The organism is Novosphingobium sp. Fuku2-ISO-50 (assembly GCF_001519055.1).
Classification (GTDB): Bacteria; Pseudomonadota; Alphaproteobacteria; order Sphingomonadales; family Sphingomonadaceae; genus Novosphingobium.
The window spans coordinates 157,263-180,689 of sequence record NZ_KQ954293.1; the positions used below are offsets into that span (position 1 = coordinate 157,263).

25 protein-coding genes are annotated in these 23,427 nt (G+C 63.6%); 17 read left to right on the forward strand and 8 right to left on the reverse strand.

Going from position 1 to position 23,427, the window contains the following annotated elements:
* The first annotated feature begins 73 nt into the window (after nucleotides 1-73).
* From AQZ50_RS12965 to AQZ50_RS13005, 9 genes are all read left to right on the forward strand, one after another.
* The gene (locus AQZ50_RS12965; protein ID WP_231730274.1) at nucleotides 74-529 is read left to right on the forward strand and encodes a phenol hydroxylase subunit; all 456 of its coding nucleotides are present in this window, start codon (nucleotides 74-76) and stop codon (nucleotides 527-529) included.
* Nucleotides 529-1,536 carry an aromatic/alkene monooxygenase hydroxylase subunit beta gene (locus tag AQZ50_RS12970; protein WP_067746879.1) on the forward strand — a complete coding sequence of 336 codons (1,008 nt, stop codon included), beginning with the start codon at nucleotides 529-531 and terminating at the stop codon, nucleotides 1,534-1,536. Before AQZ50_RS12965 ends, AQZ50_RS12970 begins: the two co-directional genes overlap by 1 nt.
* 5 nt (nucleotides 1,537-1,541) lie before the next feature.
* Nucleotides 1,542-1,814: an MmoB/DmpM family protein gene (locus AQZ50_RS12975; protein WP_067746880.1), complete on the forward strand. Its 273-nt coding sequence runs from the start codon at nucleotides 1,542-1,544 to the stop codon at nucleotides 1,812-1,814.
* 30 nt (nucleotides 1,815-1,844) lie between these two features.
* Nucleotides 1,845-3,398, forward strand: a complete 1,554-nt coding sequence (locus AQZ50_RS12980) for an aromatic/alkene/methane monooxygenase hydroxylase/oxygenase subunit alpha (protein ID WP_067746881.1) — start codon at nucleotides 1,845-1,847, stop codon at nucleotides 3,396-3,398.
* Nucleotides 3,399-3,415: 17 nt separating this feature from the next.
* On the forward strand, nucleotides 3,416-3,775 hold the full coding sequence (locus tag AQZ50_RS12985; protein ID WP_067746882.1) for a phenol hydroxylase subunit P4: 360 nt from the start codon (nucleotides 3,416-3,418) through the stop codon (nucleotides 3,773-3,775).
* Between the two features lie 3 nt (nucleotides 3,776-3,778).
* On the forward strand, nucleotides 3,779-4,843 hold the full coding sequence (locus AQZ50_RS12990) for an NADH:ubiquinone reductase (Na(+)-transporting) subunit F (protein WP_067746883.1): 1,065 nt from the start codon (nucleotides 3,779-3,781) through the stop codon (nucleotides 4,841-4,843).
* 12 nt (nucleotides 4,844-4,855) lie between these two features.
* On the forward strand, nucleotides 4,856-5,191 hold the full coding sequence (locus AQZ50_RS12995; protein ID WP_067746884.1) for a 2Fe-2S iron-sulfur cluster binding domain-containing protein: 336 nt from the start codon (nucleotides 4,856-4,858) through the stop codon (nucleotides 5,189-5,191).
* 7 nt (nucleotides 5,192-5,198) lie between these two features.
* Complete coding sequence (locus tag AQZ50_RS13000; protein ID WP_231730275.1) at nucleotides 5,199-6,122, forward strand: catechol 2,3-dioxygenase; 924 nt, start codon at nucleotides 5,199-5,201, stop codon at nucleotides 6,120-6,122.
* 72 nt (nucleotides 6,123-6,194) lie between these two features.
* The gene (locus tag AQZ50_RS13005; RefSeq protein WP_067746886.1) at nucleotides 6,195-6,623 is read left to right on the forward strand and encodes a GlcG/HbpS family heme-binding protein; all 429 of its coding nucleotides are present in this window, start codon (nucleotides 6,195-6,197) and stop codon (nucleotides 6,621-6,623) included.
* A gap of 28 nt (nucleotides 6,624-6,651) precedes the next feature.
* Here the strand turns inward: AQZ50_RS13005 and AQZ50_RS13010 are convergent, their stop codons facing one another.
* The 7 genes from AQZ50_RS13010 to AQZ50_RS13040 all read right to left on the reverse strand — a co-directional run bounded on the left by AQZ50_RS13010 (nucleotide 6,652) and on the right by AQZ50_RS13040 (nucleotide 13,042).
* Nucleotides 6,652-7,392: an electron transfer flavoprotein subunit alpha/FixB family protein gene (locus AQZ50_RS13010; protein WP_067746887.1), complete on the reverse strand. Its 741-nt coding sequence runs from the start codon at nucleotides 7,390-7,392 to the stop codon at nucleotides 6,652-6,654.
* On the reverse strand, nucleotides 7,389-8,138 hold the full coding sequence (locus tag AQZ50_RS13015; RefSeq protein ID WP_067746888.1) for an electron transfer flavoprotein subunit beta/FixA family protein: 750 nt from the start codon (nucleotides 8,136-8,138) through the stop codon (nucleotides 7,389-7,391). The genes AQZ50_RS13010 and AQZ50_RS13015 overlap by 4 nt, the downstream gene beginning before the upstream one ends.
* Nucleotides 8,135-9,484, reverse strand: coding sequence for an FAD-dependent oxidoreductase (locus tag AQZ50_RS13020; RefSeq protein ID WP_067746889.1), 1,350 nt, complete (start codon nucleotides 9,482-9,484; stop codon nucleotides 8,135-8,137). Before AQZ50_RS13020 ends, AQZ50_RS13015 begins: the two co-directional genes overlap by 4 nt.
* Complete coding sequence (locus AQZ50_RS13025; protein ID WP_067746890.1) at nucleotides 9,481-10,281, reverse strand: aspartate/glutamate racemase family protein; 801 nt, start codon at nucleotides 10,279-10,281, stop codon at nucleotides 9,481-9,483. The genes AQZ50_RS13020 and AQZ50_RS13025 overlap by 4 nt, the downstream gene beginning before the upstream one ends.
* 3 nt (nucleotides 10,282-10,284) lie before the next feature.
* Nucleotides 10,285-11,487: an acyl-CoA dehydrogenase family protein gene (locus AQZ50_RS13030; RefSeq protein WP_067746891.1), complete on the reverse strand. Its 1,203-nt coding sequence runs from the start codon at nucleotides 11,485-11,487 to the stop codon at nucleotides 10,285-10,287.
* A complete protein-coding gene (locus AQZ50_RS13035) occupies nucleotides 11,484-12,059 on the reverse strand; it encodes a flavin reductase family protein (protein ID WP_156427357.1) in 576 nt (191 codons plus the stop codon). The genes AQZ50_RS13030 and AQZ50_RS13035 overlap by 4 nt, the downstream gene beginning before the upstream one ends.
* Before the next feature lie 83 nt (nucleotides 12,060-12,142).
* Nucleotides 12,143-13,042 carry a VOC family protein gene (locus tag AQZ50_RS13040; protein ID WP_067746893.1) on the reverse strand — a complete coding sequence of 300 codons (900 nt, stop codon included), beginning with the start codon at nucleotides 13,040-13,042 and terminating at the stop codon, nucleotides 12,143-12,145.
* Nucleotides 13,043-13,163: 121 nt separating this feature from the next.
* On the opposite strand from AQZ50_RS13040, the gene AQZ50_RS13045 reads away from it, so the two are divergent.
* A complete protein-coding gene (locus AQZ50_RS13045) occupies nucleotides 13,164-14,063 on the forward strand; it encodes a LysR family transcriptional regulator (RefSeq protein WP_197412480.1) in 900 nt (299 codons plus the stop codon).
* A 41-nt stretch (nucleotides 14,064-14,104) separates the two neighbouring features.
* Here the strand turns inward: AQZ50_RS13045 and tcuA are convergent, their stop codons facing one another.
* Entirely contained in the window at nucleotides 14,105-15,553 is a 1,449-nt protein-coding gene (gene tcuA, locus AQZ50_RS13050; RefSeq protein ID WP_067746895.1) for an FAD-dependent tricarballylate dehydrogenase TcuA, read from the reverse strand.
* 137 nt (nucleotides 15,554-15,690) lie between these two features.
* On the opposite strand from tcuA, the gene AQZ50_RS13055 reads away from it, so the two are divergent.
* The 7 genes from AQZ50_RS13055 (at nucleotide 15,691) to AQZ50_RS13085 (ending at nucleotide 23,424) form a co-directional block, all read left to right on the forward strand.
* Entirely contained in the window at nucleotides 15,691-18,075 is a 2,385-nt protein-coding gene (locus AQZ50_RS13055; RefSeq protein WP_067746896.1) for a TonB-dependent receptor, read from the forward strand.
* Nucleotides 18,076-18,168: 93 nt separating this feature from the next.
* Nucleotides 18,169-18,762 (forward strand): cysteine hydrolase family protein, encoded by a 594-nt coding sequence (locus AQZ50_RS13060; protein ID WP_067746897.1) that lies wholly within the window; start codon nucleotides 18,169-18,171, stop codon nucleotides 18,760-18,762.
* A gap of 3 nt (nucleotides 18,763-18,765) precedes the next feature.
* Nucleotides 18,766-19,617 (forward strand): isocitrate lyase/PEP mutase family protein, encoded by an 852-nt coding sequence (locus AQZ50_RS13065; RefSeq protein WP_067746898.1) that lies wholly within the window; start codon nucleotides 18,766-18,768, stop codon nucleotides 19,615-19,617.
* A 2-nt stretch (nucleotides 19,618-19,619) separates the two neighbouring features.
* A complete protein-coding gene (locus AQZ50_RS13070; RefSeq protein WP_067746899.1) occupies nucleotides 19,620-21,041 on the forward strand; it encodes an FAD-dependent oxidoreductase in 1,422 nt (473 codons plus the stop codon).
* Nucleotides 21,038-21,805: an SDR family NAD(P)-dependent oxidoreductase gene (locus tag AQZ50_RS13075; protein ID WP_067746900.1), complete on the forward strand. Its 768-nt coding sequence runs from the start codon at nucleotides 21,038-21,040 to the stop codon at nucleotides 21,803-21,805. The genes AQZ50_RS13070 and AQZ50_RS13075 overlap by 4 nt, the downstream gene beginning before the upstream one ends.
* A 44-nt stretch (nucleotides 21,806-21,849) precedes the next feature.
* On the forward strand, nucleotides 21,850-22,692 hold the full coding sequence (locus AQZ50_RS13080; RefSeq protein WP_067746901.1) for an alpha/beta fold hydrolase: 843 nt from the start codon (nucleotides 21,850-21,852) through the stop codon (nucleotides 22,690-22,692).
* A 171-nt stretch (nucleotides 22,693-22,863) separates the two neighbouring features.
* Entirely contained in the window at nucleotides 22,864-23,424 is a 561-nt protein-coding gene (locus AQZ50_RS13085; RefSeq protein ID WP_067746902.1) for an HdeD family acid-resistance protein, read from the forward strand.
* The last annotated feature ends 3 nt before the right edge of the window (nucleotides 23,425-23,427 follow it).

Genomic DNA, 23,427 nt, shown 5'->3' on the forward strand with positions numbered 1-23,427 from the left:
CTTCAAAAAATGATCAAACCATAAATCACGTGCGGATCAAGCCTCGCTCCAAGCGCCCGCATCGCCCGCTTAAATGCCTATTTCTCGAGATTTTTGCACTTTCTCGCCAGTCGCGCAATTTACTTTTGAACGCAGCCGCGAATCGGTCGATCATCCAGGTCAACAAGAACAATATCTGGAGGATGCGATGGCGCAGCAGGACTGCCCGGCGCCGGATGCGGGCACGGGCACAGGCACGGGCACGGGCATCGATGCCAATGCCAAATTCGTCCGTGTCACCGAAGTGCGACCCGACGGCTTTGTCGCGTTCGACTTCGCGATCGGCGAACCCGAAATCTATGTCGAAATGCTGCTGCCGCGCGATGCCTTTGCAGCCTTTTGCAAGGAACAGGCCGTCACCCTCCTCGAGGCCGACCCGTCCGCCGATCACAGCGATTTTCTCTGGCGGCTCAGCGATGCGACCCGCGCCGCAGCCGGTCAGAAATCCACCGTTACCCCTTCATCCGACCTTCCCCGCAGGAGCATCTGATGCAACTCGATCTTCGCACCGTCACCGTAAAGCCGCTGCGCCAGACCTTTACCCACGTCGCGCGACGGATCGGCGGCGACAAGCCTGCGTCACGCTATCAGGAGGGCATTTACGACCTCCAGGCGACGATCAATTTCCACTATCGCCCGCTCTGGGCCCCGGAATACGAGATCTTTGACGCCAGCCGCACCGCCATCGTCATGGCCGACTGGTACAAGCTGCTCGATCCGCGCCAGTTCTATTACGGCTCGTACACCCTGGCCCGCGCCCGCATGCAGGAAGCCGCCGAGGCCGACTTTGCCCTCGTCGAGGATCGCGATCTGGCCGCCGCCATTCCGCCGGCCGTGCGCGAACTTGCGCTCAGGCTCTATGTCCCGCTGCGCCATCTCGAATGGGGCGGCAATACCAATTGCATGTTCATGGCCGCCTATGGCTTTGGCACGGCGTTCACATCGCCCGCGCTCTATCATGCCATGGATCACCTCGGCATGGCGCAGTACCTGACCCGCGTCGGGCTGACGCTGGGCAACGAGGCCGCGCTCGACGAGGCCAAGGCGGCCTGGATCGAGGGCGCCGAGTGGCAGGGCCTGCGCAAATACGTCGAAGACTGCTTCGTGCTCAGCGACTGGTTCGAACTGTTCATCGCCCATGCCGTGGTGCTCGATGGCCTGCTGTTCCCGCTGTTCTATGGCGAAATCGACACCCGTCTTGCCGGTATGGGCGCGGGCGCGGTGGTCACCATGCTGACCCGGTTCGAGGCCGAATGGTTTGGCGAAAGCAGTCGCTGGACCAATGCCGTGGTCAAGCTCGCTGCAGCCGAATCCGAGGCGAACAAAGCCCGGATCGAAGGCTGGATCGCCCAATACCTGCCGCTCGCCCGTGCTGCGGTCGAAGGCCCCGCCGGGATCATCTTCGGCGCCGAAACCGCCGGCGTGGTCGACCAGTTGGTCGAACAGTTTTCCGCCCGCCTTGCCAAGCTTGGCATCACCGTCAGCGCGAAGGGCTGAATCCCATGGCCGACAATGTTTTCATCGCCTTTCAGACCAGTGACGAAAGCCGGGCGATCGTCGAGGCCATCCTGGCCGACAATCCCGGCACAACGGTAGACGAACAGCCCGCCATGGTCCGCGTGATCCGCCCCGGCAGCCTGACCATTCGGCGCGAAACCGTCGAGGAACACATGGGGCGCGATTTCGACCTGCAGGAACTGCAGCTCTACCTGATCACCCTGACCGGCAACATCGACGAGACCGACGACGCCTTCACGCTCGCCTGGCACAACTGATCGTCCGACGCATTGCGAGGAACCACCACCATGGACATGCCCACCACCACCAAGAAAAAGCTCGGCATCAAGGAAAAATACGCGTTGATGACGCGCGGCCTTGACTGGGAAACCACCTATCAGCCGATGGACAAAGTGTTTCCCTATGCCAAATTCGAAGGCATCAAGATCCACGACTGGGACAAGTGGGAAGACCCGTTCCGCCTGACCATGGACGCCTACTGGAAATACCAGGCGGAAAAAGAGCGCAAGCTTTACGCGATCCTTGACGCGTTCAATCAGAACAACGGCCACCTCGGCATCACCGACGCGCGCTACGTCAACACGCTGAAGCTGTTTCTCAACGGCATTTCTCCGCTCGAATATATGGCGCACCGCGGCTTTGCCCATGTCGGACGCCAGTTCCCCGGCGTGGGGCCGCGTGTGGCCTGCCAGATGCAGTCGCTCGACGAAATGCGGCACGCACAGACCCAGATCCACTCGATGTCGAACTACAACCGCTACTACAACGGTTTTCACTCCTTCCCGGAAATGCTCCAGAAGGTGTGGTACATGTCGGTGCCGCGATCGTTTTTTGACGATGCCTATACGTCCGGCCCGTTCGAATTCATGGTCGCCATCGGATTCAGCTTTGAATACGTTTTGACGAACCTGCTGTTCGTGCCGTTTGTTTCCGGCGCAGCCTATAACGGCGACATGGGCGCGATGACGTTCGGCTTTTCGGCCCAGTCCGACGAAGCGCGCCACATGACGCTCGGCCTCGAATGCATCCGCTTCATGCTGGAGCAGGATCCCGACAATATCCCGATCGTTCAAAAGTGGATCGACAAGTGGACGTGGCGCGGAATCCGCGTCCTGACACTCGTCGCCATGATGATGGACTATATGCTTCCCAAGAAAGTGATGAGCTGGAAAGAAGCCTGGGAAATCTATTTCGAAGAAAATGCCACAGCCCTGTTCAACGATCTGGCACGGTACGGCATCAAGATGCCCGATTGCGCCAAGCAGGCGCTGATCGACAAGGAACATATCTCGCACCAGGCGTGGGCGACGTTCTATCAATATTCCGCCGTCTCCAATTTCCACGGCTGGCTGCCGTCGAGCGAGGAAATGGACTGGCTGTCGGCGAAATATCCGGACACGTTCGACCAGTATTATCGCCCCCGCTTTGAACATTGGGCCAAGGAAGCCGCAGAAGGTCGCCGGTTCTACAACACCACCCTGCCGCAGCTGTGCCAGGTGTGCCAGATTCCGATGATCTTTACCGAGCCGACCGATCCGACCCAGATCTGCTATCGCGAATCCGAATTTGAGGGCGACAAGTACCACTTCTGTTCGGATCACTGTAAGAACATCTTTGACGATGAACCGGAAAAGTATGTGCAGGCCTGGCTGCCGGTACAACAGATCTATCAGGGCAATTGTTTCATGCCCGATGCCGATCCGACCAAGCCGGACTTCAATCCGATCGAGGAAGTTCTGCGGTATTACAACCTGCAAAACGGTCGCGACAACATGGATTATGTCGGCAGCGAGGACGAAGCCAATTTCCGCGCCTGGCGCCAGACCAGCACGCAGAACTGAGCGAGGGGGACAAAATCATGCCCGTCAAGGCAATCAAGGACTATCCGCTGCGCGTTGCCGACAGCGTTGACAAGTTCCACGGCAATATCATGCTCTTCGTGGGTTGGGACCAGCATCTCATGTTCTGCGCCCCGTTTGCCTGGGCGCTGCCTCCGGCAATGCGCTTTGGCGACCTGATCGAAGGGATCTTCCCCGCCTCGTTCGGCGCCCATCCCGACTTTGCCCTGATCGACTGGAGCAAAGTCGAATGGCTCAAGTCGGGCAAGCCGTGGGCGCCCGATGTCAACAAGAGCCTGGCCGAAAACGGCCTTGGTCACAAGGACTGCCTGCGCTTCCGCACGCCGGGGCTCTGCGGCATCAAGGGTTCGGGCAGCTGAACCATGAGCTATGAACTGACCATCGAACCGTTGGGGCAGACGATCACCGTCGAGGATGGCCAGACCATCCTCGATGCCAGCCTGCGCCACGGGATCTATCTGCCCCATGCCTGCGGCCACGGCCTGTGCGCCACGTGCAAGGTGCAAGTCCTCGACGGTGAAGTCGAACACGGCGAAGCCTCGACTTTTGCCCTGATGGATTTCGAGCGGGAAGAGGGCAAGACGCTCGCCTGTTGCGCGATACCGCAAAGCGATGTGACGATCGAGGCGGACATCGACGAAGAGCCCGATGCGCGCAATATCCCGGTCGAGGATTTCCCCGGCACGGTCAGCCGGATCGAAACCCTGACCCCGACGATCAAGGCGGTCTTCGTCAAGCTCGACGGCGGGGCAACCCTGCCATTCCAGTCGGGACAATACGTCAACCTGCACATCCCCGGACACGAACGGCTGACCCGCCCGTTCTCGCTGGCCAATCCGCCCGGGGCAGGCGACGAGATCGAGCTCAATATCCGCCTCGTTCCGGGGGGAGCCGCGACCGGCTATATCCACCAGCAAATGGCAGTGGGCGATCGTGTCACGGTGGCCGGGCCCTATGGCCGGTTTTTCCTGCGCACCTCGCGCAAGACGCCGTTCCTGTTTCTGGCGGGCGGATCAGGCCTGTCGAGCCCGCGCTCGATGATACTCGACCTTCTTGCCCATGGCGAAACGCAGCCGATCACACTGGTCTATGGCGCGCGCAACCGGGCCGAGCTCTATTACCACGACGAATTTGTCGCACTGGCCAAGGCCCATGCGAATTTCACCTACGTCCCCGCGCTGTCCGACGAACCCGAAGGCAGCGACTGGACCAGTGCGCGCGGGTATGTCCATGACGCGGCACGGGCCCATTTCGACAACGATTTCCGGGGCCATACCGCCTATCTCTGCGGCCCGCCGATGATGATCGACGCCTGCATCTCGACCCTGATGCAGGGCCGTCTGTTCGAACGCGACATCTTCGTCGAAAAATTCATTTCCGCCGCCGACGCGCAACAAGTGCGCTCGCCCTTTTTCAAGAAATTCTGAAGGGGGCAGCGCATGGCAACGCACACCGTCCGCTTTGTCGAAACCGGCGAAACGCTCGCCTGCAACGACCGCCTCACGCTGCTTCAGGCGATGGAGCGGCTCGGGCGCAAGGGCATTCCGGTCGGTTGTCGCAATGGTGGCTGCGGCGTGTGCAAAGTGCGCGTTCTGGAAGGCAGTTGCGAACGTCGGGTCATGAGCCGCGCGCATGTCGCGATCGAGGAAGAAAGCGCAGGCTATGCGCTCGCCTGCCGGATCATCCCGACCAGCGACCTGTGCGTAACCGTGATCGGCAAGATGGGCCGCGCCTTTGCGCGACCGGAACAAGACAGAAAACTGACAGGAGAGTGATATGGGCATGACTGGCGTATTGCGCCCTGGCCACGCGGCCGTCCGGGTGCTGGACATGAAGGAAGCGATGCATTTCTATGGCGAAGTGCTCGGCCTGATCGAAACCGGGCGCGATTCCTATGGCCGGGTCTATTACCGCGCATGGGACGAACGCGACCACAACAGCATCATCCTGCGCGAAGCGGACCAGGCCGGGATCGACTTCTTTGGCTTCAAGGTGGATTCGCCCGCCACGCTCGACAAGCTCGAAGCCGATGTGCGCGCCTATGGCTATCCTACCGAGCGCATTCCGGCTGGCGACCTGCTCCAGACCGGCGAACGCGTCCGCTTTGAAATCGCCTCTGGCCACGCGATCGAGCTCTATGCGGAAAAGGGCAAGGCCAATTCGCCGCAGATGGTCGACAACCCGCCGCCGTGGAACCCGGAAAGCGAGCGCGGCATTGCGCCGATCCGGTTCGACCACGGGCTGCTCTATGGCCCCGACATCGAAAAGGTTCAGGATTTCTTCGTCAACGTGCTCGGCTTTTACCTGACCGAACAGATCCTGCTCGAAGACGGCAAGACCCAGCTCGCGATCTGGCTGGCGTGTTCCAACAAGGCGCATGACATCGCCTTTGTCCGCCATCCCGAGCCCAACAAGCTCCACCACGTCTCGTTCCTGCTGGAAAGCTGGGAAAAGGTGCTCCGCGCCGCCGACATCATGTCGATGAACCGGATTTCGATCGACATGGGGCCGACCCGTCACGGCGTGACGCGCGGCACCACGATCTATGCCTTCGACCCGTCGGGCAACCGCTTCGAGACTTTCGCCGGCGGCTATCAGACCTATCCCGACTGGGATCCGCTGACCTGGACATGGGAAGAAGTCGGCGCGGCGGTCTATTATCATGACCGCCAGCTCAATCCGGCTTTCCTCGAAGTCGTGACCTGATAGAGACCCTCCGGGCAGGGGCGGCCCTCGCGGCCCCTGCCCGGGACACTCTCTTTTGACCGAGCCATCGCCATGTCGCTAGCCCTGACCAAACTGTCGATCCGATCCGCAGCTGCCACACGTATCCTCACCCATGCCGAACAGGCAGCGACCGCCCTTGGCATTGCCGTGGTCATCGCGGTCACCGACGAAGCCGGTGTGATCAAGGGACTGTGCCGCATGGACCGTGCGCCGCTGATCAGCATCGATATTGCGCAGGACAAGGCCTATACGGCGGCCTCGTTCGGCGTTCCGACGCATGAATGGCATGACCGGATAAAGGATGAACCCGCGCTGCTGCATGGTCTGCTCAAGGCACCGCGTTTCACCATTCTGGGCGGCGGGGTTCCCATCGTTCAGGACGGCGCACTGATCGGAGGCCTCGGCGTGAGCGGGGGCAGCGCCGAACAGGATCTGCGCATTGCACAGGCAGCGCTGGACCTCGCCAGGACAGGTGCCTGACGACACGCACCTTGGTATGACTGGTCGGTCAGGCCGCAAGCCCCGCTTCGACTGCGCGCAGGACAAGCGGCAGAAGAGTGCGCGCATCTGCCGCCGCTCCGGCTTCTGCCACGCGGAAAATGGCTGCGGCGGGATCGCTGTTGAGCGCGATCAGGCGCGTGGCGCTGCCGATTCCGGCGAGATGTTGCGGCGTGCCTGACATGCCGACTGCAAAATAGAGCGCAGGCGTCACGAATTTGCCCGACTGCCCCACTTGCTGCGACACCGGGGCAAGGCCGAGGTCAACCGCAGGCAGGCTGGCGCCGACTGCCCCGCCGAGCGCCTCGGCGATGCGTTCCAGCAGGGCAAAGCCTGCCTCGTCCAGCCCGCGCCCGCCGCCCAGCACGATCCGTGCGCTTTCCAGCGCCACGCGCTGATCGGCGCGGGCGATGCGTTCCGGCGCCGGTTCGGCGGGCGCGCCCAGCGCGATTGCGCCGTCGAGGTCGGGCATGTCGTTCACCACCGCCACGGCCAGGCCCTCCGCAACCCGCAACCGCACGGCAATGCGCCCGCCATGCGTGGTCCGCGATGCGACAAGCGCATGCCCCTCGCGCGCCAGCGACGCGATCCGCCCGAGCATGGCCGCGCCGCTGGCCGCCGCAATGGCCCCGCACAGCGCTTCGCCCTCGGCCGTGGCGGGGAAGACCAGCAAGGTCGGTTCCTCAAAGGCGGGCAGCAGGGTCGGACAAGCCCCGCCCGGGCGTACACCGAAAACATGCCAGCGGCTCATCGTGCAGCCTCCACAAGCAGGGCGGCGATCGCGCTTGCCTGATCTTCGGGCGAACCGCCGATCATCGCACAATCGACCATGGCACGTGCGCCCGCGTGCGCGCTCACGCCCGCAAGATCAGCGCCGCCCTTGGGGGCCGCGCAATGCGTCAACGTTCCGATTTGGGCCTGTCGCGCCATCATCACGTTCTTCATCAACGGCTTGCGCAAGCGTGTGCGCCGGTCGTTGGTCACGCTGGCCACAACCGGCTGCGCAACCGTCAGCCATTCCTCGCAGATCGCCGCCTCGCGCATCAGCCGGATCGCGCCTGTCGTCTCGACCACTTGCACACGCCCGAAAAACGGCTTGCCCAACAATCCGGCAAGCATCGGCGGAACCAGTCCATCATCGCAATCGCCGAATTCGCGGCCCATCAGGACAAGGTCCGCATCATCGCACACCGCCGCCAGCTCGCGCGCGGTCGCGGCCTGATCCCACGGCGCGGCCAGGGCCACGGTCGCGACATCGGCGATATTGAGCGCCGCGACCGCACGCGCGAGCCGGATGGCCTCCTCCCCGCCGGCGACAATCGCCCGGATCGCGGTGGCGCTGTGTGCGTCCCTGATGCGCAAGGCGATTTCGAGCGCGGCTTCGTCAAACGGGCTGAGGATCAGGCGATCGGCGGCGCGTTCCGGCAAACCGTCGCCGAAGGGCGCGACCGGCCATTTCGGATCGAGCACGCCTGCGATCAGGACGAGGATGTTCATTGCGCCGCCGCAGCCATCCCGGCAAGCCGCCCGAACACCACCGCCTTGCCGAGCGCAGAGCCGGTCATGTAGGCCGCGCCATGGAAGCCGCCGGTCACCTCGCCCGCCGCGTAAAGGCCCGCAATCGCGCTACCGTCGCTGCGCAGCACGCGCGCAGCATTGTCGATGCGCAGCCCGCAATAGGTGCCGAAGACGACCGCTGTCGACGGATAGGCATAGAACGGCGCCGTCTCGATCCGGCGCAGCGCGCCATGATGATGGACGAGATGGGTCCGGTTGAATTCCGGATCACGGCCTGCATCGACATAGCCGTTGTAGCGCGTCACCGTATCGACCAGCACGTCGGGATCGATCTCGATCCGGGCGGCGAGCGCTTCAAGGCTGTCGGCGACATAGAACAGCCCTTCTTCCAGCCTGCGCCCGAAGTCGAGAATCCGCACCCGGTCGTCCCCGGTGTCGAAAATGCCCTGATCCATGATCTGATAGCCGGTGTGCCAGGGCTGCGCCATCACGGCATCGCCCAGCAGCTTGTACGAAATGCTTTCATTGACGAACCGTTTGCCGCCCTGGTTGACGGCGATGGCGCCCTTGTAGACGGCCTGAAGGCTGTGATCGTTGGTTTCGTCGGTGGGATGCTTGCCGAATGTGCCCTTCACATAGGCCATGTCGCGCAAGTCCGCGCCGAGCGCTTCGGCCATCAACAGGCCGTCGCCCTGCGAACCCGCGCCTGCGACAAACACCGCCTCGGCATACTGTGGCGCATACCGCTCGAGCAGATCGGGATTCCTGGCAAAGCCGCCGCTGGCGATGATCACTGCGCGCGCGCCAAACAAGTCTTCGCCCGAGCCCGGCCGCACGCCGACCACGCGCCCGTCCGCATCCTGGATCAGCGCCCGGGCGGCGACACCGGGGCGGTATTCCACCAGCCCGCTCGCCTCTGCCGCAGCCCTGAGCGTGCGCACCATGTCGGCGGGATCGACCGTGTGCACACGCGGCACCGATTGCCCCGATGCCGTCTCGATCACCGGGCTGAAGCCGACGCCTGCGGCCTTGAGCCAGTCATACGTGGCGAGTTGCGCCTCGCAATAGGCGCGCACCAGCGCCTCGTCGTTCACATGTTGCCCGACTTCGCACAAGTCGCGCAGCAACAGCCCGGGGCTGTCCTCCACGCCCTGCGCCGCCTGAAGGTCTGTCCCGGCAAAGGCCAGACACCCCCCGCTCAGCGCCGAAGATCCGCCCGATTCAGCCAGCTTTTCCAACAGCAGGACCGACAGCCCGGCCTGGGTGGCGGCCAGCGCCGCCGACCAGCCGGCAGCCCCGCCGCCCATCACGATCACGTCTGTCATGCCGGATTCAATCCATAGAAATCGAGAATTTCGTCGCGGCGGACGGGGTCGGGGATCGCCCCGAAATACCCTGTCCCCGCAGGCTCGTCGCCGGCCCGCCGCCGGTCGACCATCGCTTCGGCCGCATGGACCCAGGCGCCCAGCGAATCGATCACCGGCACATCGTCGACCTGCGTGACACCATTCATCGCCAGCAGCACGTTGAGCGGCGCCTCACCCGGCACGATCGCCTCTGCGCCCCGCGCGATCAACGCCCGCGCCGCAGTGCGAAACCGGTCGATCAGGGGCCCCGGGCTGTCAAAGCCGGCGAGCACGTCGGTAAACCGGAACCCGACATCGCAGGCCCCGACCAACCGACAGCCCAACCCATGGCGACGGACATTGTCGCAATAGAGCTCCGCCAGTTCGGGAATGAACACCAGCGCGCCGAACTTGCGGCCATCGCCGACCGCTGCGCGCGCCGCGGATTCACCATACCCGACCACCGGAATGCCGACCAACGCGCGGATTTCGCGCAGCCCCGGCTCGGGCAACGTGCTCAGCGCATAGGCATCATACCCTTGCCGTTCGGCCAGCAGCGCGCCTTGCAGAAACTGGATCGCGTGCAGAAACTGAAAACCGACATGCTTGATGTCGTCGCCCGGATAATTGGTGCGATAGGTTCCTGCCCGCATCCCGTGCATGTCGATGACCGTGTCAGGCCGCGCCACGCGCCGGAAATGATCCCTCAACGCCTCGTCATAGGCGGCAAGGTCGCTCAGAACGGTAAAGCTCTGGTGCCAGATGCGCATCGTCATGGCTCAGCCTCGCTTCGGCTTTTCGTAAAGCAGCGGCGGCAATTCCCCGCTCAGCAGATAGCCGCCCAGCGCACCGGCGTTGTTGTCGGCATCCTGGGTGATGTGATTGGCCGCCACCAGCACGTCGCGCAAATAGCGCTGGATCGGATTGGAGCGATATACGCCGCGTGCGCCGGTACACTTGTACAGCGTCAGCACGGCTTCTTCGCACTCGCGGCCGATGCGCGCCATGTCGAGCATGTAATGGATGCGATCGTCGATGGAGACCAGCTCGCGCCGTTCGACGATCTGCGTGCAATGCGCGATCATCTGTTCCATCCGCGCCCGCGAGGAACGGACTTTGGCAACCGCATTGGCCAGCCGGTCCTTGACATAAGGGCTCAGCCGCGTCGCCGCACCCGAACCATTGTCGACGCGCACCTGCATCTGCTCGATGAACACATCGATCGCGCCCTGGGCAAAACCGAGCGTCACCGCAGAAACCGACGAATAGAAGATCATCGCGAAAGGAAACAGATAGTTCGTCGGGCGATCGTCAAGCTTGTAGTCGATCATCGAATGCGTGCGGTGATCGGGAACGAAGGCATCCTTGATCAACAAGCTCTTGGAACCGGTGCCCGCCAGGCCAAAGGTGAACCAGTCATCGATGATCTCGTAGTCATCGCGATGGACCAGCAGCGCATGCCGGTCGATCGGCACCCCGTTTTCGTCCTTTTCCAGCGCGCCGATAAAGGCCCATTCGCCATGATCGCTGCCGCTCGATGTCGGCCAGCGGCCCTTGAGGCGCCAGCCGCCCTCGACTTTGGTCATCTCGCCCATCGGCGGATAGGACGACGCGATGATCGCCTCGTTGTTCTTGCCCCACACATCGCGCGCGGCGCGATCATCCATCAGGCCGAATTCCCAGTTGTGCACGCCCAGAATCATCATGTTCCACGCGCTGGCGCAACAGCCGCGGCCAAGCTCGCTCAAGACCCGCATGAACACGCCGGGGTTCATTTCCCAGCCGCCATACTGCCTGGGCTGCAGGATGCGGAAAAAACCGGCCTGCCGGAACATCTCGATGACGTCCTTGGGCACCTTGCGCGCCTGCTCGATCTCGTCGGCGCGGGCACGCAGGCCGGGCACCATCGCCGCGGCACGGGCAACCAGTTCCTCGCAAGTCGGAATCTCGATCGTCGATTGCGTAAGGACAGCAGTGCTCATTGCTGATTCTCCTGTGAATTTCTGGAAACAGGGGGCTGGCGATCGCCAAGAAAAGCCCCGTCGAAATAGATCAGCGGATCACCGCCGGATTCACGCAGCAGGACATCCACCACGTCGCAGATAAAAATGTCGTGCGTGCTCGCCACGATGCACTCGGCCACGCGGCAATCGAAACTGACGAGCGCGTCGGCCAGCAGAGGGGCCCCGGTTGCGCCGGTCGCCCAAGCCCCTTGTGCAAACTTTTCGCAAGGAGCCACGCCGCCGGCAAAGCGTCCGGCCAGCGCCAGGGCATCGTCGCCCAGGACATTGACGCCCAGCACCTGCGACCGGGCGATGATGCCATGCGCCCAGGTGGACCGGTTGATACAGACCAGCAGTTGCGCCGGATCGGCGGTGACCGAGGCCACCGCCGTCGCGGTCATTCCGGTCCAGCCCTCGCGCCCTTCGCCCGGTGCAAACGAGGTGATGATGGTGCAGGCCCCGGCAAGCCGCCGCATCCCCTGACGGAACAGGTCGGATGTCGGCGTAAGGTCCGGCGCAGGCGATAGTGTTCGGGAAGACAGGGCAGTCATGATCGAAACCTTGCCGGTGGCGTGGGAAGGAGGGCACGCAGGCGCTTTGCGCCCGACGCGTCCGATGCCGGATCGGGCCGGTTTCAGTCGACCATCGCCATGTTGCGCACGTGACCCCAGTCCGACATCACGTCGTAGATCTGCGGTGCCCATGTGGCCTCGTCGATGACCACGCCGCCGTGACCCAGTTCGATGCCAAAGCCCGACGGCGTGCGCATGTAGAAACTGAACATCTGGTCGTTGGGATGATGGCCCAGTTCCAGCACGATGGGGATTGCGGCCTTCTTTGCGCGGTCGCAGGCCAGCCCGACATCGTTCATGTCGCGATATTCGAGCATGAGGTGGTTCAGCCGCTTGGCCGAAGGAAACGCGCCTGTGGCCAGCGAATGGTGGCGACCGGTCGCGGTGTGGAAAAAGGTCGCATCGGCGTAGATGCCGGGGGCCATTTCCTGGCGGATGCGATCGCTGTAGCGCAGGCCCAGCACATCCCGATACCAGCGCACCCCCTCCTCGTAATCCTTGCAGACCGGCAGAATGTGGCCAATCCCCAGATCGCTGGTGACAAAGCCCTGCCCGCGCAGGATCGGCGAGAGATTTCCGCCGTCGTCGCGCAGCCCGGTGCGCCCGGTGAAGAATTCATGCGTAAAGCCGATCGGATCGGCCAGGCTGAACAACCGCGTGACATGGCGTGCAGCGGCGCGCTCGGCGCTTTCTTCGCGCACATCGGCCCCTTTGGCGCGCAGCGCAGCGACGTAGTCTTCGAGATCGCCCGCCGTGCCAAGATCCCAGCCGGCATGAGTCAGATCATCGTCGGCGCCCGGCTCGATCAATATCCGCCACGGATGGCCATCCATGCGCAGGCCAACCGCGCCCGCATCGGTATCGCCAATACCCAGCCCGATGATGTTTGCAGCAAAGTCGCGCCAGGCAGCGAGATCGCTTGCAGCAACGACAACGTAGGCGAGGTTTTGCAACTCGGCCATGCTTCTCTCCCGTTCGCGTATGAATCGCGATCTGTTGGCCGAGAGGTAGCGTGCGGGGCCTATTGCCTAAAACGATATGTTTGAATACCCACTATCACGAATGGCAATTTTGGAGGCCGCGATGCAATTGCGTGATTTCGACGTCAACCTGCTGGTGACGATGGAAGCCATCTGGACGACGCGCAATGTGTCGAATGCCGCGCGCACGCTCAACCTGGCACAATCGACAGTCAGCGCCGCGCTCAACCGGCTGCGTCAGGCGCTGGGCGACGAACTGTTTACCTGGACCGGCAGCGAGATGGTGCCCACGGCCCTTGCCGAACAGATCATGCCCGACGTGTCGTATCTGCTGAACGGTGTGCGCACCGTGCTCACCAAGTCATTGGGAAAGGTCGATACGGTCGAGCGGCGACTGGTCATTGCCACGGCTGACTATGTCGTCGCCCTGATCGGGGCCAAACTGCTTACCCGCGCGGCGGAGGAAGCGCCGCAGCTGTCCTTCGACTTTGTCGAAATTCGGCCCCAGTTCATCAACCGTTCGACCCGCCCGGACATCGACATGTTCCTCTTTCCAGCCACCGCCTTGCGCACGGCCGGGATGGAAAGCGCAAGGCTCTATCACGACAGCTATGTCTGCATCGGCGCGCAGGACAACGAGGCGCTCTATCCCGGCATGCCCGCCGATGAATTCCTGGCGCTGCGGCATATCGGCTATTCCGCCTTGCCCAAAGTCGCCTTCAACCATGAAATGATGCTGTGGGATCAGCTTGGCAAAAGTGCCAACTTGCGCCTCACCATGGGCAATTACCTGATTTTTGCCCGTATTGTCGCAGGAAGCGATGCCGTTGCGATCCTGCCCCGCCGGCTTGCCACCACGCTGACCGGGGAATGGAAGCTCAAGTGGATCGAGCCGCCACTCCCCACGCCCGAGATCGAGATCACGGCCATGTGGCGCCCCGATCAGGGCAAGGATATCGCCATGGCCTGGCTCCGCCAGACGCTGGTGGAGGTCACGGCCTGAACGGCGGGAAAAGATCCCCGCCGCCCTGCCGCAAGAGCGCATCAGGCCGCAGCAGCCATCCCGGCGATCCGCCCGAAGACCGCGCCGCTGGTCAATCCCGCGCCGCCGGGATAGCGGTCGTAGTAGAGTCCGCCGACAAGTTCGCCCGCCGCGTAGAGCCCGGCAATCGCCTCGCCCTCTTCGTTCTGGACTCGCGCCTGTTCGTCGATCGCCAGCCCGCCATAGGTCAGGGTGATGCCGCAGGTCACCTGAAAGGCGACAAACGGCGGTTCGCGCAAGGCCAGCGCCCAGTTGGTCTTGTCGATCGGCAGGCCATGCGTGCGCCGTCCGTCCTTGACCGCCGGGTTGAACGGCACATCTTCGCCCACCGCCGCGTTGAACTGCGCAACCGTGCGCAGAAAGGCGTCGCGATCGATCCCTTCCATCTTCGCGGCCAGCCCCTCGAGCGTATCGGCCTGAAAACGCGCCGCGCGCGCCACGCGATATTCGTCGGGCAGGATCGCACTCGTTTGCGCGTCGAACACCTGCCAGCCGGTTCCGCCCGGCTGCCGCAAAATCGCCGCGCCCATCCGCGAATAGGTGTAATTGCGAAAATCCGCCCCTTCGTCGAAAAAGCGCTGCCCCTCGCGGTTTACCACCATGCCCAGCGTGAAATAGTTCTTCTGCTGGTTGAGCATGGCAAGATTGCCGAAATCATCGGCCCCCGCGTCAAAGAACACGCTGTGACAGCCCGACCAGTTGCCATGCGAGCGCGCGCCAAGATCGAGCGCGGCACGGATCACATTGCCCGTGTTGTAGCGCGATCCACGGACTTTCGCGAGATCCCAGCCCTGCCCCAGATAACGCACGCGCCATTCCGTATTGGCATGATAGCCCCCTGCGGCAAGGATGACCGCATCGGCCGCCAGCGTTTCGCCATTGACGATGACCCCGCCGACATGATGCCGGTCGCCGATCAGGCCTTCGACCTTGTGATCATACCGGATCGCAACGCCCAGCGCTTCGGCCCGCCGAAACAGCGCATCGACAAGACCCAGGCCGCCGCCTGCCGTTTCGACGGTCAATCCGCCCCAGAACACATTGCGCCCGTCCACCTTGAACGACTGGCGCCCATAAGCCGGCAGAAAGCGCACACCGCGTTCGCGCATCCACAACAGCGTGGGCAGACTTTCCTGCACAAGAATCTCGATCAGCGCCGGATCGGCGCGGTATCCGCTCAGCTCGCACAGATCGAGGTAGAATTTTTCGGCGTCGTAGCTGCCGAAATCGCTCGTCGCCCGCTCTTCAGGCGTCAGATCCGGCACGAGCCGCGCAATATCGTCGGCCCCGTCATAGACCGTGCGAAAGCAGCCGCCGGTAAAGGCGGAATTGCCGCCGCGCACGGCACGCGGCGCACGCTCCAGAACGGTAACACGCGCACCGCCCTCTGCTGCAGCGATTGCTGCGCACAAGGCCGCATTGCCCGCGCCAACCACAAGAACATTCCGCATCGCACTCCCCCTATCGTCTATGTCGATATATGCTATTAAAATTTATCGCTACAGGCGATGATGGCAATGTTCTAGCGGTGCGGTCAAGAGGAAAGCCAAGACCGCCACTCGCGCGGCACAGTGCTGAGGGAGAGACCATGAAATCGATCTACCGCGCGGCAAGCGCATCCGTTTCCGCATTCGCCATCGGCGCGGCACTGGTCACCGCAGGCAGCGCGCAGGCGCAAGTCGCCGCTGCTCCGGCCCAAACCCCGGCAACACAGGCCCCCGCAACAAAGGCCCCGGCGACACAGGCAGATGCATCGGCACAGGGCATTGCCGAAATCGTCGTCACCGCAACCAAACATGCGGAATCGATCAACCGCGTGCCGATGTCGATCACTGCGGCATCGGGCAACGATCTTGCCGCCGCCGGTATCAGGAGTGCAGACGATCTGGGCAAGATCGTGCCCGGCTTCACCTTCACCCAATCGGCCTACAGCACGCCGGTCTATTCGCTGCGCGGGGTCGGGTTCTACAACTATGACATCGCCTCTACCCCGACGGTGACCGTCTATCAGGACGAAGCCCCGCTGCCGCTTTCGGCCATGACGCGCAGCGCCAGCTTCGATCTCGAGCGGGTCGAAGTGCTCAAGGGCCCGCAAGGCCTGCTGTTCGGGTCGAACTCGACCGGCGGCGCGGTCAACTACATCGCGGCGCGGCCCACCTCCGACTTGCACGCAGGCGTCGATGCCGGCTTTGGCCGCTTCAACGCGTGGGAACTGGGCGGCTATGTCTCCGGCCCGATCAGCGATAACGTCCGCGTGCGGCTCGCCGCGCGCCACGAAGGCTCGGGCGACTGGCAGACCAGCGCAACGCGCCCTGGCGATCACATCGGTGCGCGCGATTTCACCCAGTTGCGCGGTCTGCTCGATTTCAACGCAGGCGACCGCCTGACCGGCAAGCTGAGCTTCAACGCCTTCTGGGACAAGTCCGACGTGCAGGCGGCGCAGCTTATCCAGGTCAATCCGCTGCTGCCGGCTTTTGCCAATCCGGTTCTCGCCGCCCAGCCGCTGGTGACATCCAATGCGCGGATCGGCGACTGGACGACCGGCACCCACCCCCGCCGCGATGACCGGCAATGGCAGGTCACCGCGCGGTTCGACTACAAGCTGACCGATACCGTTACGGCGACGTCGCTGTCGTCTTATGCCCAATACCGGCAATTCGACATCCTCGACCCCGATGCGACCGCCCTGGTCGTGGCCGATACGACCGACAGCGGGTCGATCGACGCGTTTTTCCAGGAACTGCGCGTGTCGGGCGAATTGGGCAACAAGAGCCGCTGGATCATCGGCGGCAATTACGAAAACAACAAGGTCCACGAGATCCAGTCGCTGGATTCGTCGGATGCGTCAGGTTTTGCCCCTTTCGCAGCCTTCTTTGATCTGCCGGTGCCCGACGCGATCCCGATCACGTCCGATCAGCATTTCGAGAATTACGCCGCCTATGCCAATCTCGATCTCGCCCTGACCGGCACGATCACCGCGCACGGCGGCCTGCGCTATACCAACAGCTCGGACACGTTCACCGGATGCACGGGCAATTCCGCCAACGGCAGCCTGGCCATCGGCCTCGGGATTCTGAGCCAGAACAACCCCGCAGCGCTCGGCCCCAATCCGGCCTGCACCCAGCTTGACAGCAATCTCCAGCCCGCCACCACGCACAACAAGCTGTCGCAGGACAACCTGTCATGGCGTGTGGGCCTCGATTACCAGCCCGACACCAGCACGCTGGTCTATGTCACGGTCAGCCGCGGCTTCAAGGGCGGCGCCTTCCCGCTGATCCCGGCCTCGTCGGTGACACAGTACACGCCGGTCACGCAGGAAAAACTGACCGCCTATGAAGCCGGCTTCAAGGTGACATTCCTGAACCGCATGGTCCATGTCGACGGCGCGGTTTTCCATTACGACTATCGCGACAAGCAGACGCTGGGCAGTGTGGTGCTGACGCCGAACATTTTCGGCCCGCTCAATCTTCTGGTGAACATTCCCAGGTCGAAAGTGACCGGGGCCGAGTTGCAGGTCGTGGTGCGGCCCGTGACCGGGCTGACCCTGAACGGCGGCATCACCTATGTCGACAGCTCGATCGGCGAATTCACCAATTTCGATCCCTATGGCGCCGTGCAGGACTTCAAGGGCGAAGCTTTCCCCAACACGCCGAAATGGCAATGGTCGCTGGCGGCGGACTATACGTTCGCGCTGTCCCAGGGGCTCAAGGCCTTTGTCGGCAGCAACGCCAACGGGCGCAGCTCGACCAATGGCGCCCTGGGCGAAAACGCGACTTTGGCCATCACCGGCTATACCTTGCTCGATCTGCGCGCCGGGATCGGCGCACCCGATGATCGCTGGAAGCTGAGCGTGTGGGGACGCAACGTCACCAACAAGTATTACTGGACCAACGCCTACAAACTTGCCGACATCTCGGCCCGCTTTGCCGGGCGTCCTGCCACGTACGGGGCAACGCTCTCGTTCCGTTACTGAACGCCGGCCCCACGCGCCGTGCGCTTTGCCTGAAACCGCGCACCCCCGGCCCGCCCTGGCCGGGGATGTCTCTCGACGACCGGAGTTTACAGCATGAAATCCGCCCTTTTGCTGCTCGACCTGCAAAACGAAATGGTGTCACACGAAGGCAAAGTCGGCGCGCACGGGCTGGCCCGGATCGTCGATGAACGCGGTGTTCTCGTCAATGCAAAGCGCTGCCTCGAAGCCGCGCGCGCGGCGGGCATGGCGGTCGTGCATGTCCGCCTCGGCTTTCGCGCCGACTATGCCGATTGCCTGAGCGTTGCGGCACGGATCGGCGGGCTCAAGACCAACCGCGCGGCGATCGTCGGCGAATTCGGCACCGAATTCCATCCCGAAGTGGCCCCGGTCGAGGGCGAGATGATCATCACCAAGCAATGCGTGAACCCGTTTTTCAACACCGGCCTGATGACCTGGCTCATGCAGAACGGGATCAAGCGGCTTTACCTGGGCGGCGTCGCCACGCATCTGGTCGTGGAAAGCACGGCCCGTTTTGCCGACGACGCTGGCTTTGCCCCGGTGGTGATCGAAGACATCTGCGCCGCGCCAAACCCTGCGCTGCACGATCATTTCATCACCATGATCGCCCCGGCCATCGGCTCGGTCGGCAATACCGCGCAATTTGTCGCCGCTGCGAACGAGGGCTGATCCATGTCGCTGCGCGAGATCGTTTCCCGCCGCCAGGCCGTGCTGGCCCCCGGCGCTGCCAATGCGCTGTTTGCCCGGATTATCGAGGATCTCGGCTTTGAATGCGTCTATGTCACCGGCGCCGGGATCGCCAACATGGCGCTTGGCGCCCCCGACATCGGGCTGACCTCGCTTGACGACATTGCCGGCACCGTTGCGCGCATTGCCGACGCGGTCGACCTGCCGCTGATTGTCGATGCCGACACCGGGTTTGGCAACGCGGTCAACACCTGGCGCACGATGAAAGTGCTCGAACGGGCGGGCGCGGCGGCGATCCAGCTGGAAGATCAGGATTTTCCCAAGCGCTGCGGCCATTTCAACGGCAAAGGCGTCATCGCGCTGTCCGAGATGCTGCCCAAGATCGCGGCGGCGGCCGATGCGCGCACCCGCGACACGCTGATCATTGCGCGTACCGATGCGCTGGCGGTCGAAGGCATCGACGCGGCGATCGACCGCGCGCAGGCGTTCATCGCTGCGGGCGCGGACATGACCTTTATCGAGGCACCGCGCGATGCCGCGCAGATGCGCCGGATCGCGCAAGTGCCGGTGCCGCAGGTCGCCAACATCGTTCACGGCGGCAAGACCCCGCCCCTGCCGCAGGCGGACCTGGCCGAAATGGGCTTTGGCATCGTGCTCTATGCCAATGCCGCGCTGCAGGCGGCGGTGCGCAGCGCGACCGAAGTGCTCGGCTCGCTCAAGGCGACAGGCTCGCTCGATGCGGTGCACGATCGGCTCGCCTCGTTCGAGGAGCGGCAGGCAGCGGTTGCCAAGGACCGCTGGGACGCACGCGAACAGCGCTTCAAGGCGGAGGTGTAACGATGCACACGATCGTAGTCGGCAGCGGGATCGCCGGATTGAGCGCCGCGCTCACCGCTGCGCAGAGCGGTGCACAGGTCACGCTGATCGAACGCGCCAGCGAAGGCGAACACGGCGGCAATACCCGCTATACCGAAGCCTATCTGCGCATGAAGTCGATGGACGAAGTGGCCGACGATTTCGTCGATCATTTCATGGCCAATGCGGGCGGCTATACCGATCCCGCGATCGAACAGGAAATGGTCCGCGCCTACGAAGACTGGTCACCGCTCGCGCGCAGCCAGTCGGTGGTCGATCCCGAAATGCTGGGCGCCTTTGCCGATCATGCCGGACCCACCTTGCGCTGGCTGGAAGCCGCCGGATTGCGCTTCGATTTTCTGCCCACCGCGTTCATCACCACCACCACGACGCGGTTGCTGCCGGTGGGCGGCGGGCTGGCGATGGTCGAAGTGCTGACCGGCGCCTGCAAGGCGGCGGGCGTCGAATTCCGCTTTGAAACGACCGCACGCGGACTGATCACGCGCGATGGGCGCGTCTGCGGGCTGGAAACCAGCGCGGGGCCGATCGCTGCCGACAGCGTGATCCTGGCCTGCGGCGGGTTCGAGGGCAATCCCGAGATGCTCGCCCGCTATGTCGGCGCACAGGCGATCAACTTGCGCCCGGTGGCGCGCGGCGGCCACTACAACAAGGGCGAAGGCATCCGCATGGCGCTGGACATCGGCGCCGCGCCCAACGGCGATTTCGGCAGCTATCATGCCGAGCCGATCGACCCGCGCTCAGGGCTGGCCGAACCGGCGATCTTCACTTTTCCCTATGGCATTCTGGTCAACCGCGAAGGCTTGCGCTTTACCGACGAGGCCCCCGGCACAGTCGATGCGCATTATGAAAACGTCACCCGGCGCATTTTCGAACAGCGCGGCGGGATCGCCTGGCTGATCCTCGATGCGCGGATCGACGATGTGCCCAATTGGCAAAAAGGCAGCCGCACCGACCAGCCCCCGGTCAAGGCCGACAGCATCGCAGCACTGGCTGCGGCGCTGGGCCTGCCCGCGGATACGCTGAGCGAGACGCTGGCCCGCTACAACGCGGCCTGCGGCACCGGCGCCTTCCGCCCGCTCGAACGCGACGGACTGGCCACCACCGGGCTGACCCCGCCCAAGTCGAACTGGGCCCGCCCGATCGATCGGGCGCCGTTCATGGCATGGCCGGTGATCTCGGCCAATGTCTTCACCTTCGGCGGGCTCAAGGTCGACCGGCACGCCCGCGTGATCGACCAGGACGGACGCCCCATCCCCGGCCTTTACGCGGCGGGGGAAACCATGGGGATCTATTATCGCACGTATACCGGATCGACATCGGTGCTGCGCGGCGCGGTGTTCGGGCGGCAGGCGGCGCTTCATGCAACGGGGCTGGCGCCATCATGACCCGCATCGCGCTCGACGGCATGGTGGCGCTTGTCACGGGCGCGGGCGGCATGATCGGTGCCGCCGTGGCCCGGCGCATGGCAGACGGCGGCGCGCAGATCGCGCTGGCCGACCGCACAGAACCCCCGTTTTCAGGCCCCGCACTTTTGGGCGGAACCAGCCGGGCCTATGCCGCCGACCTTGCCGATCCTGTACAAGTGCGCGCGCTGGTCGATGCGGTGGTCGCCGATTTCGGGCGGATCGACTGCCTGGTGACTGCCGCCGGAATCACCTCGCTCGGCGCGTTCGAGACGATCACGCCCGAAGAATGGGACCGCGTTCATGCGATCAACGTGCGCGGGGTATTCCTCGCCATGCAGGCGGTGATCGCGCCGATGAAGGCCGCAGGCTTTGGCCGCATCGTCAATATCGGCTCCGTCCTCGCCAAGAACGGCGGAAACCCGCGCCCATGGCTCGATCCCGAAGAACAGACGCGCGCGGGCAATGCCGCCTATGGCGCGGCCAAGGCCGGGGTCCATGCGCTGACGCTCTATCTCGCCAAGGAACTCGCCGCCCATGGCATCACGGTCAACACCGTGGCGCCCGGCCCCATTGCCAGCCCGATGACGACCGGTTTTCCCGAGGCGCTGGTCCGCCAGATCCCGGTCGGGCGGCTTGGCCGGGGGGACGAGGTCGCAGGCATGGTCGCATGGCTGTGTGCGCGCGAAAACGCCTTCGTCACCGGTGAAATCATCGACGTCAACGGCGGCCTGTGGATGGACTGACCGTCGCCCTCCTGCACCAAAATCACCCACGAAAGGGAGCTACCATGGCGATTACCCAAGCTGAGACCGCCCGCGACATCCAGACCCCCGACTGGAAACTGCGCTATTACGAGGCCGGTGAAGGCCACCCGCTGATCCTGCTTCACGGCAGCGGTCCCGGAGCGACCGGCTGGAGCAATTTTTCCGGCAATATCGAGGCGCTGGCCAAGCATTTCCACGTCTATGCGGTGGACATGCCGGGCTGGGGCGAATCCGATGCCTGCACCAAGGAAAAGCTCGATCATATCGGCGCGACGATCCAGTTCATGGACGCGCTGGGCATCGACAAGGCGGCGGTCGTCGGCAATTCGATGGGCGGGATCATCGCGCTGGCGCTGGCCGCAGAATATCCCGAACGCATCAGCCATGTGATCACCATGGGGCCGGGCGCCCATCCCGGGCCAAAGCTGTTTGGCGCCGGCGACGGCCCGACCGAAGGGCTCAAGTACCTGCAACAGGCCTATCGCACCCCCACCCCCGAAGCGATGCACGCGCTCGTCAGCATCATGGTCTATGACAAGACGTTTGCGACCGAGGCCTTGTGCAAGGCGCGTTCCGAAGCCGCGCTCGCGCGCCCCGAACATCTGACCAACTTCCTCGACATGCTGGCCAAGGGCGGCCCTGTCTCGCGTTGGGCTTCGCTTGACGTTCTGGCGAAATCGCAGATCCCCATGCTCTTGATCCATGGCCGCGACGACCGCGTGGTGCATTACGAAAATTCGTTGCTGCTCAACGCCTATGTCCCCAATTCGCGGATGGTCCTGATGAACCGCTGCGGTCACTGGGCGATGATCGAACATGCCGACGAATTCAACCGGCTGGTGACCGACTTCGTGCTCCACGCCTGACGTCCATACCGGCTGGCCAGACCGCGGCGCACAATCGTCTCGCCGCGGTCTGGCCACTGCAATGATGTCGTTTTCCACGACGCGATCGTGTATGCTCCCCCTTGATCACGCTGACACATCCGCCGCCGCAAACGGCCTGGCGGATCAGCGCCAATATTAAGGGGACCCGTCATGACCGCGTTTGCCGACACGCCGTTTGGACAAAAAGTCAGCAAAGATGCGGCGCATCTCGCCTGGCTTGGCGCTGCGCTCGTTGTCCTTGGCAGCGCCGCACTCGTGTTTCCGCTGGTTTCCACGCTGGTGATCACCGTGTTCGTCGGCTGGCTGCTCGTGATTTCCGGATTCGCGGGTTTGATGATCGCCTTTTCGATTCGCGGCGCAGGGCCGTTCTTCGCTGCGCTGCTGTTCTCGCTTTTGACGATCGCAGCCGGCACTTTCATCATTGCGACGCCCATCGTCGGCGAGATCGCCATCACCATCAGCCTGGGCGTGCTGTTCATGGTTCAGGGCGCGTTCGAAAGCGTGCTCGCGTTCGAGCTTCGTCCTGCTCGCGGCTGGATCTCGATGCTGATCTCCGCCGCAGCGAGCATCTTGCTGTCGCTCATCATCCTGTGCGGCTTGCCCAAGCTTTCGCTGATCGCGCTCGGCATCCTGATCGGGATAAACTTCATCAGTTCGGGGATCGCGTACATGGCAGTCGGCATGACCGTGCGACGCGAAATCCGGGGCTAATAC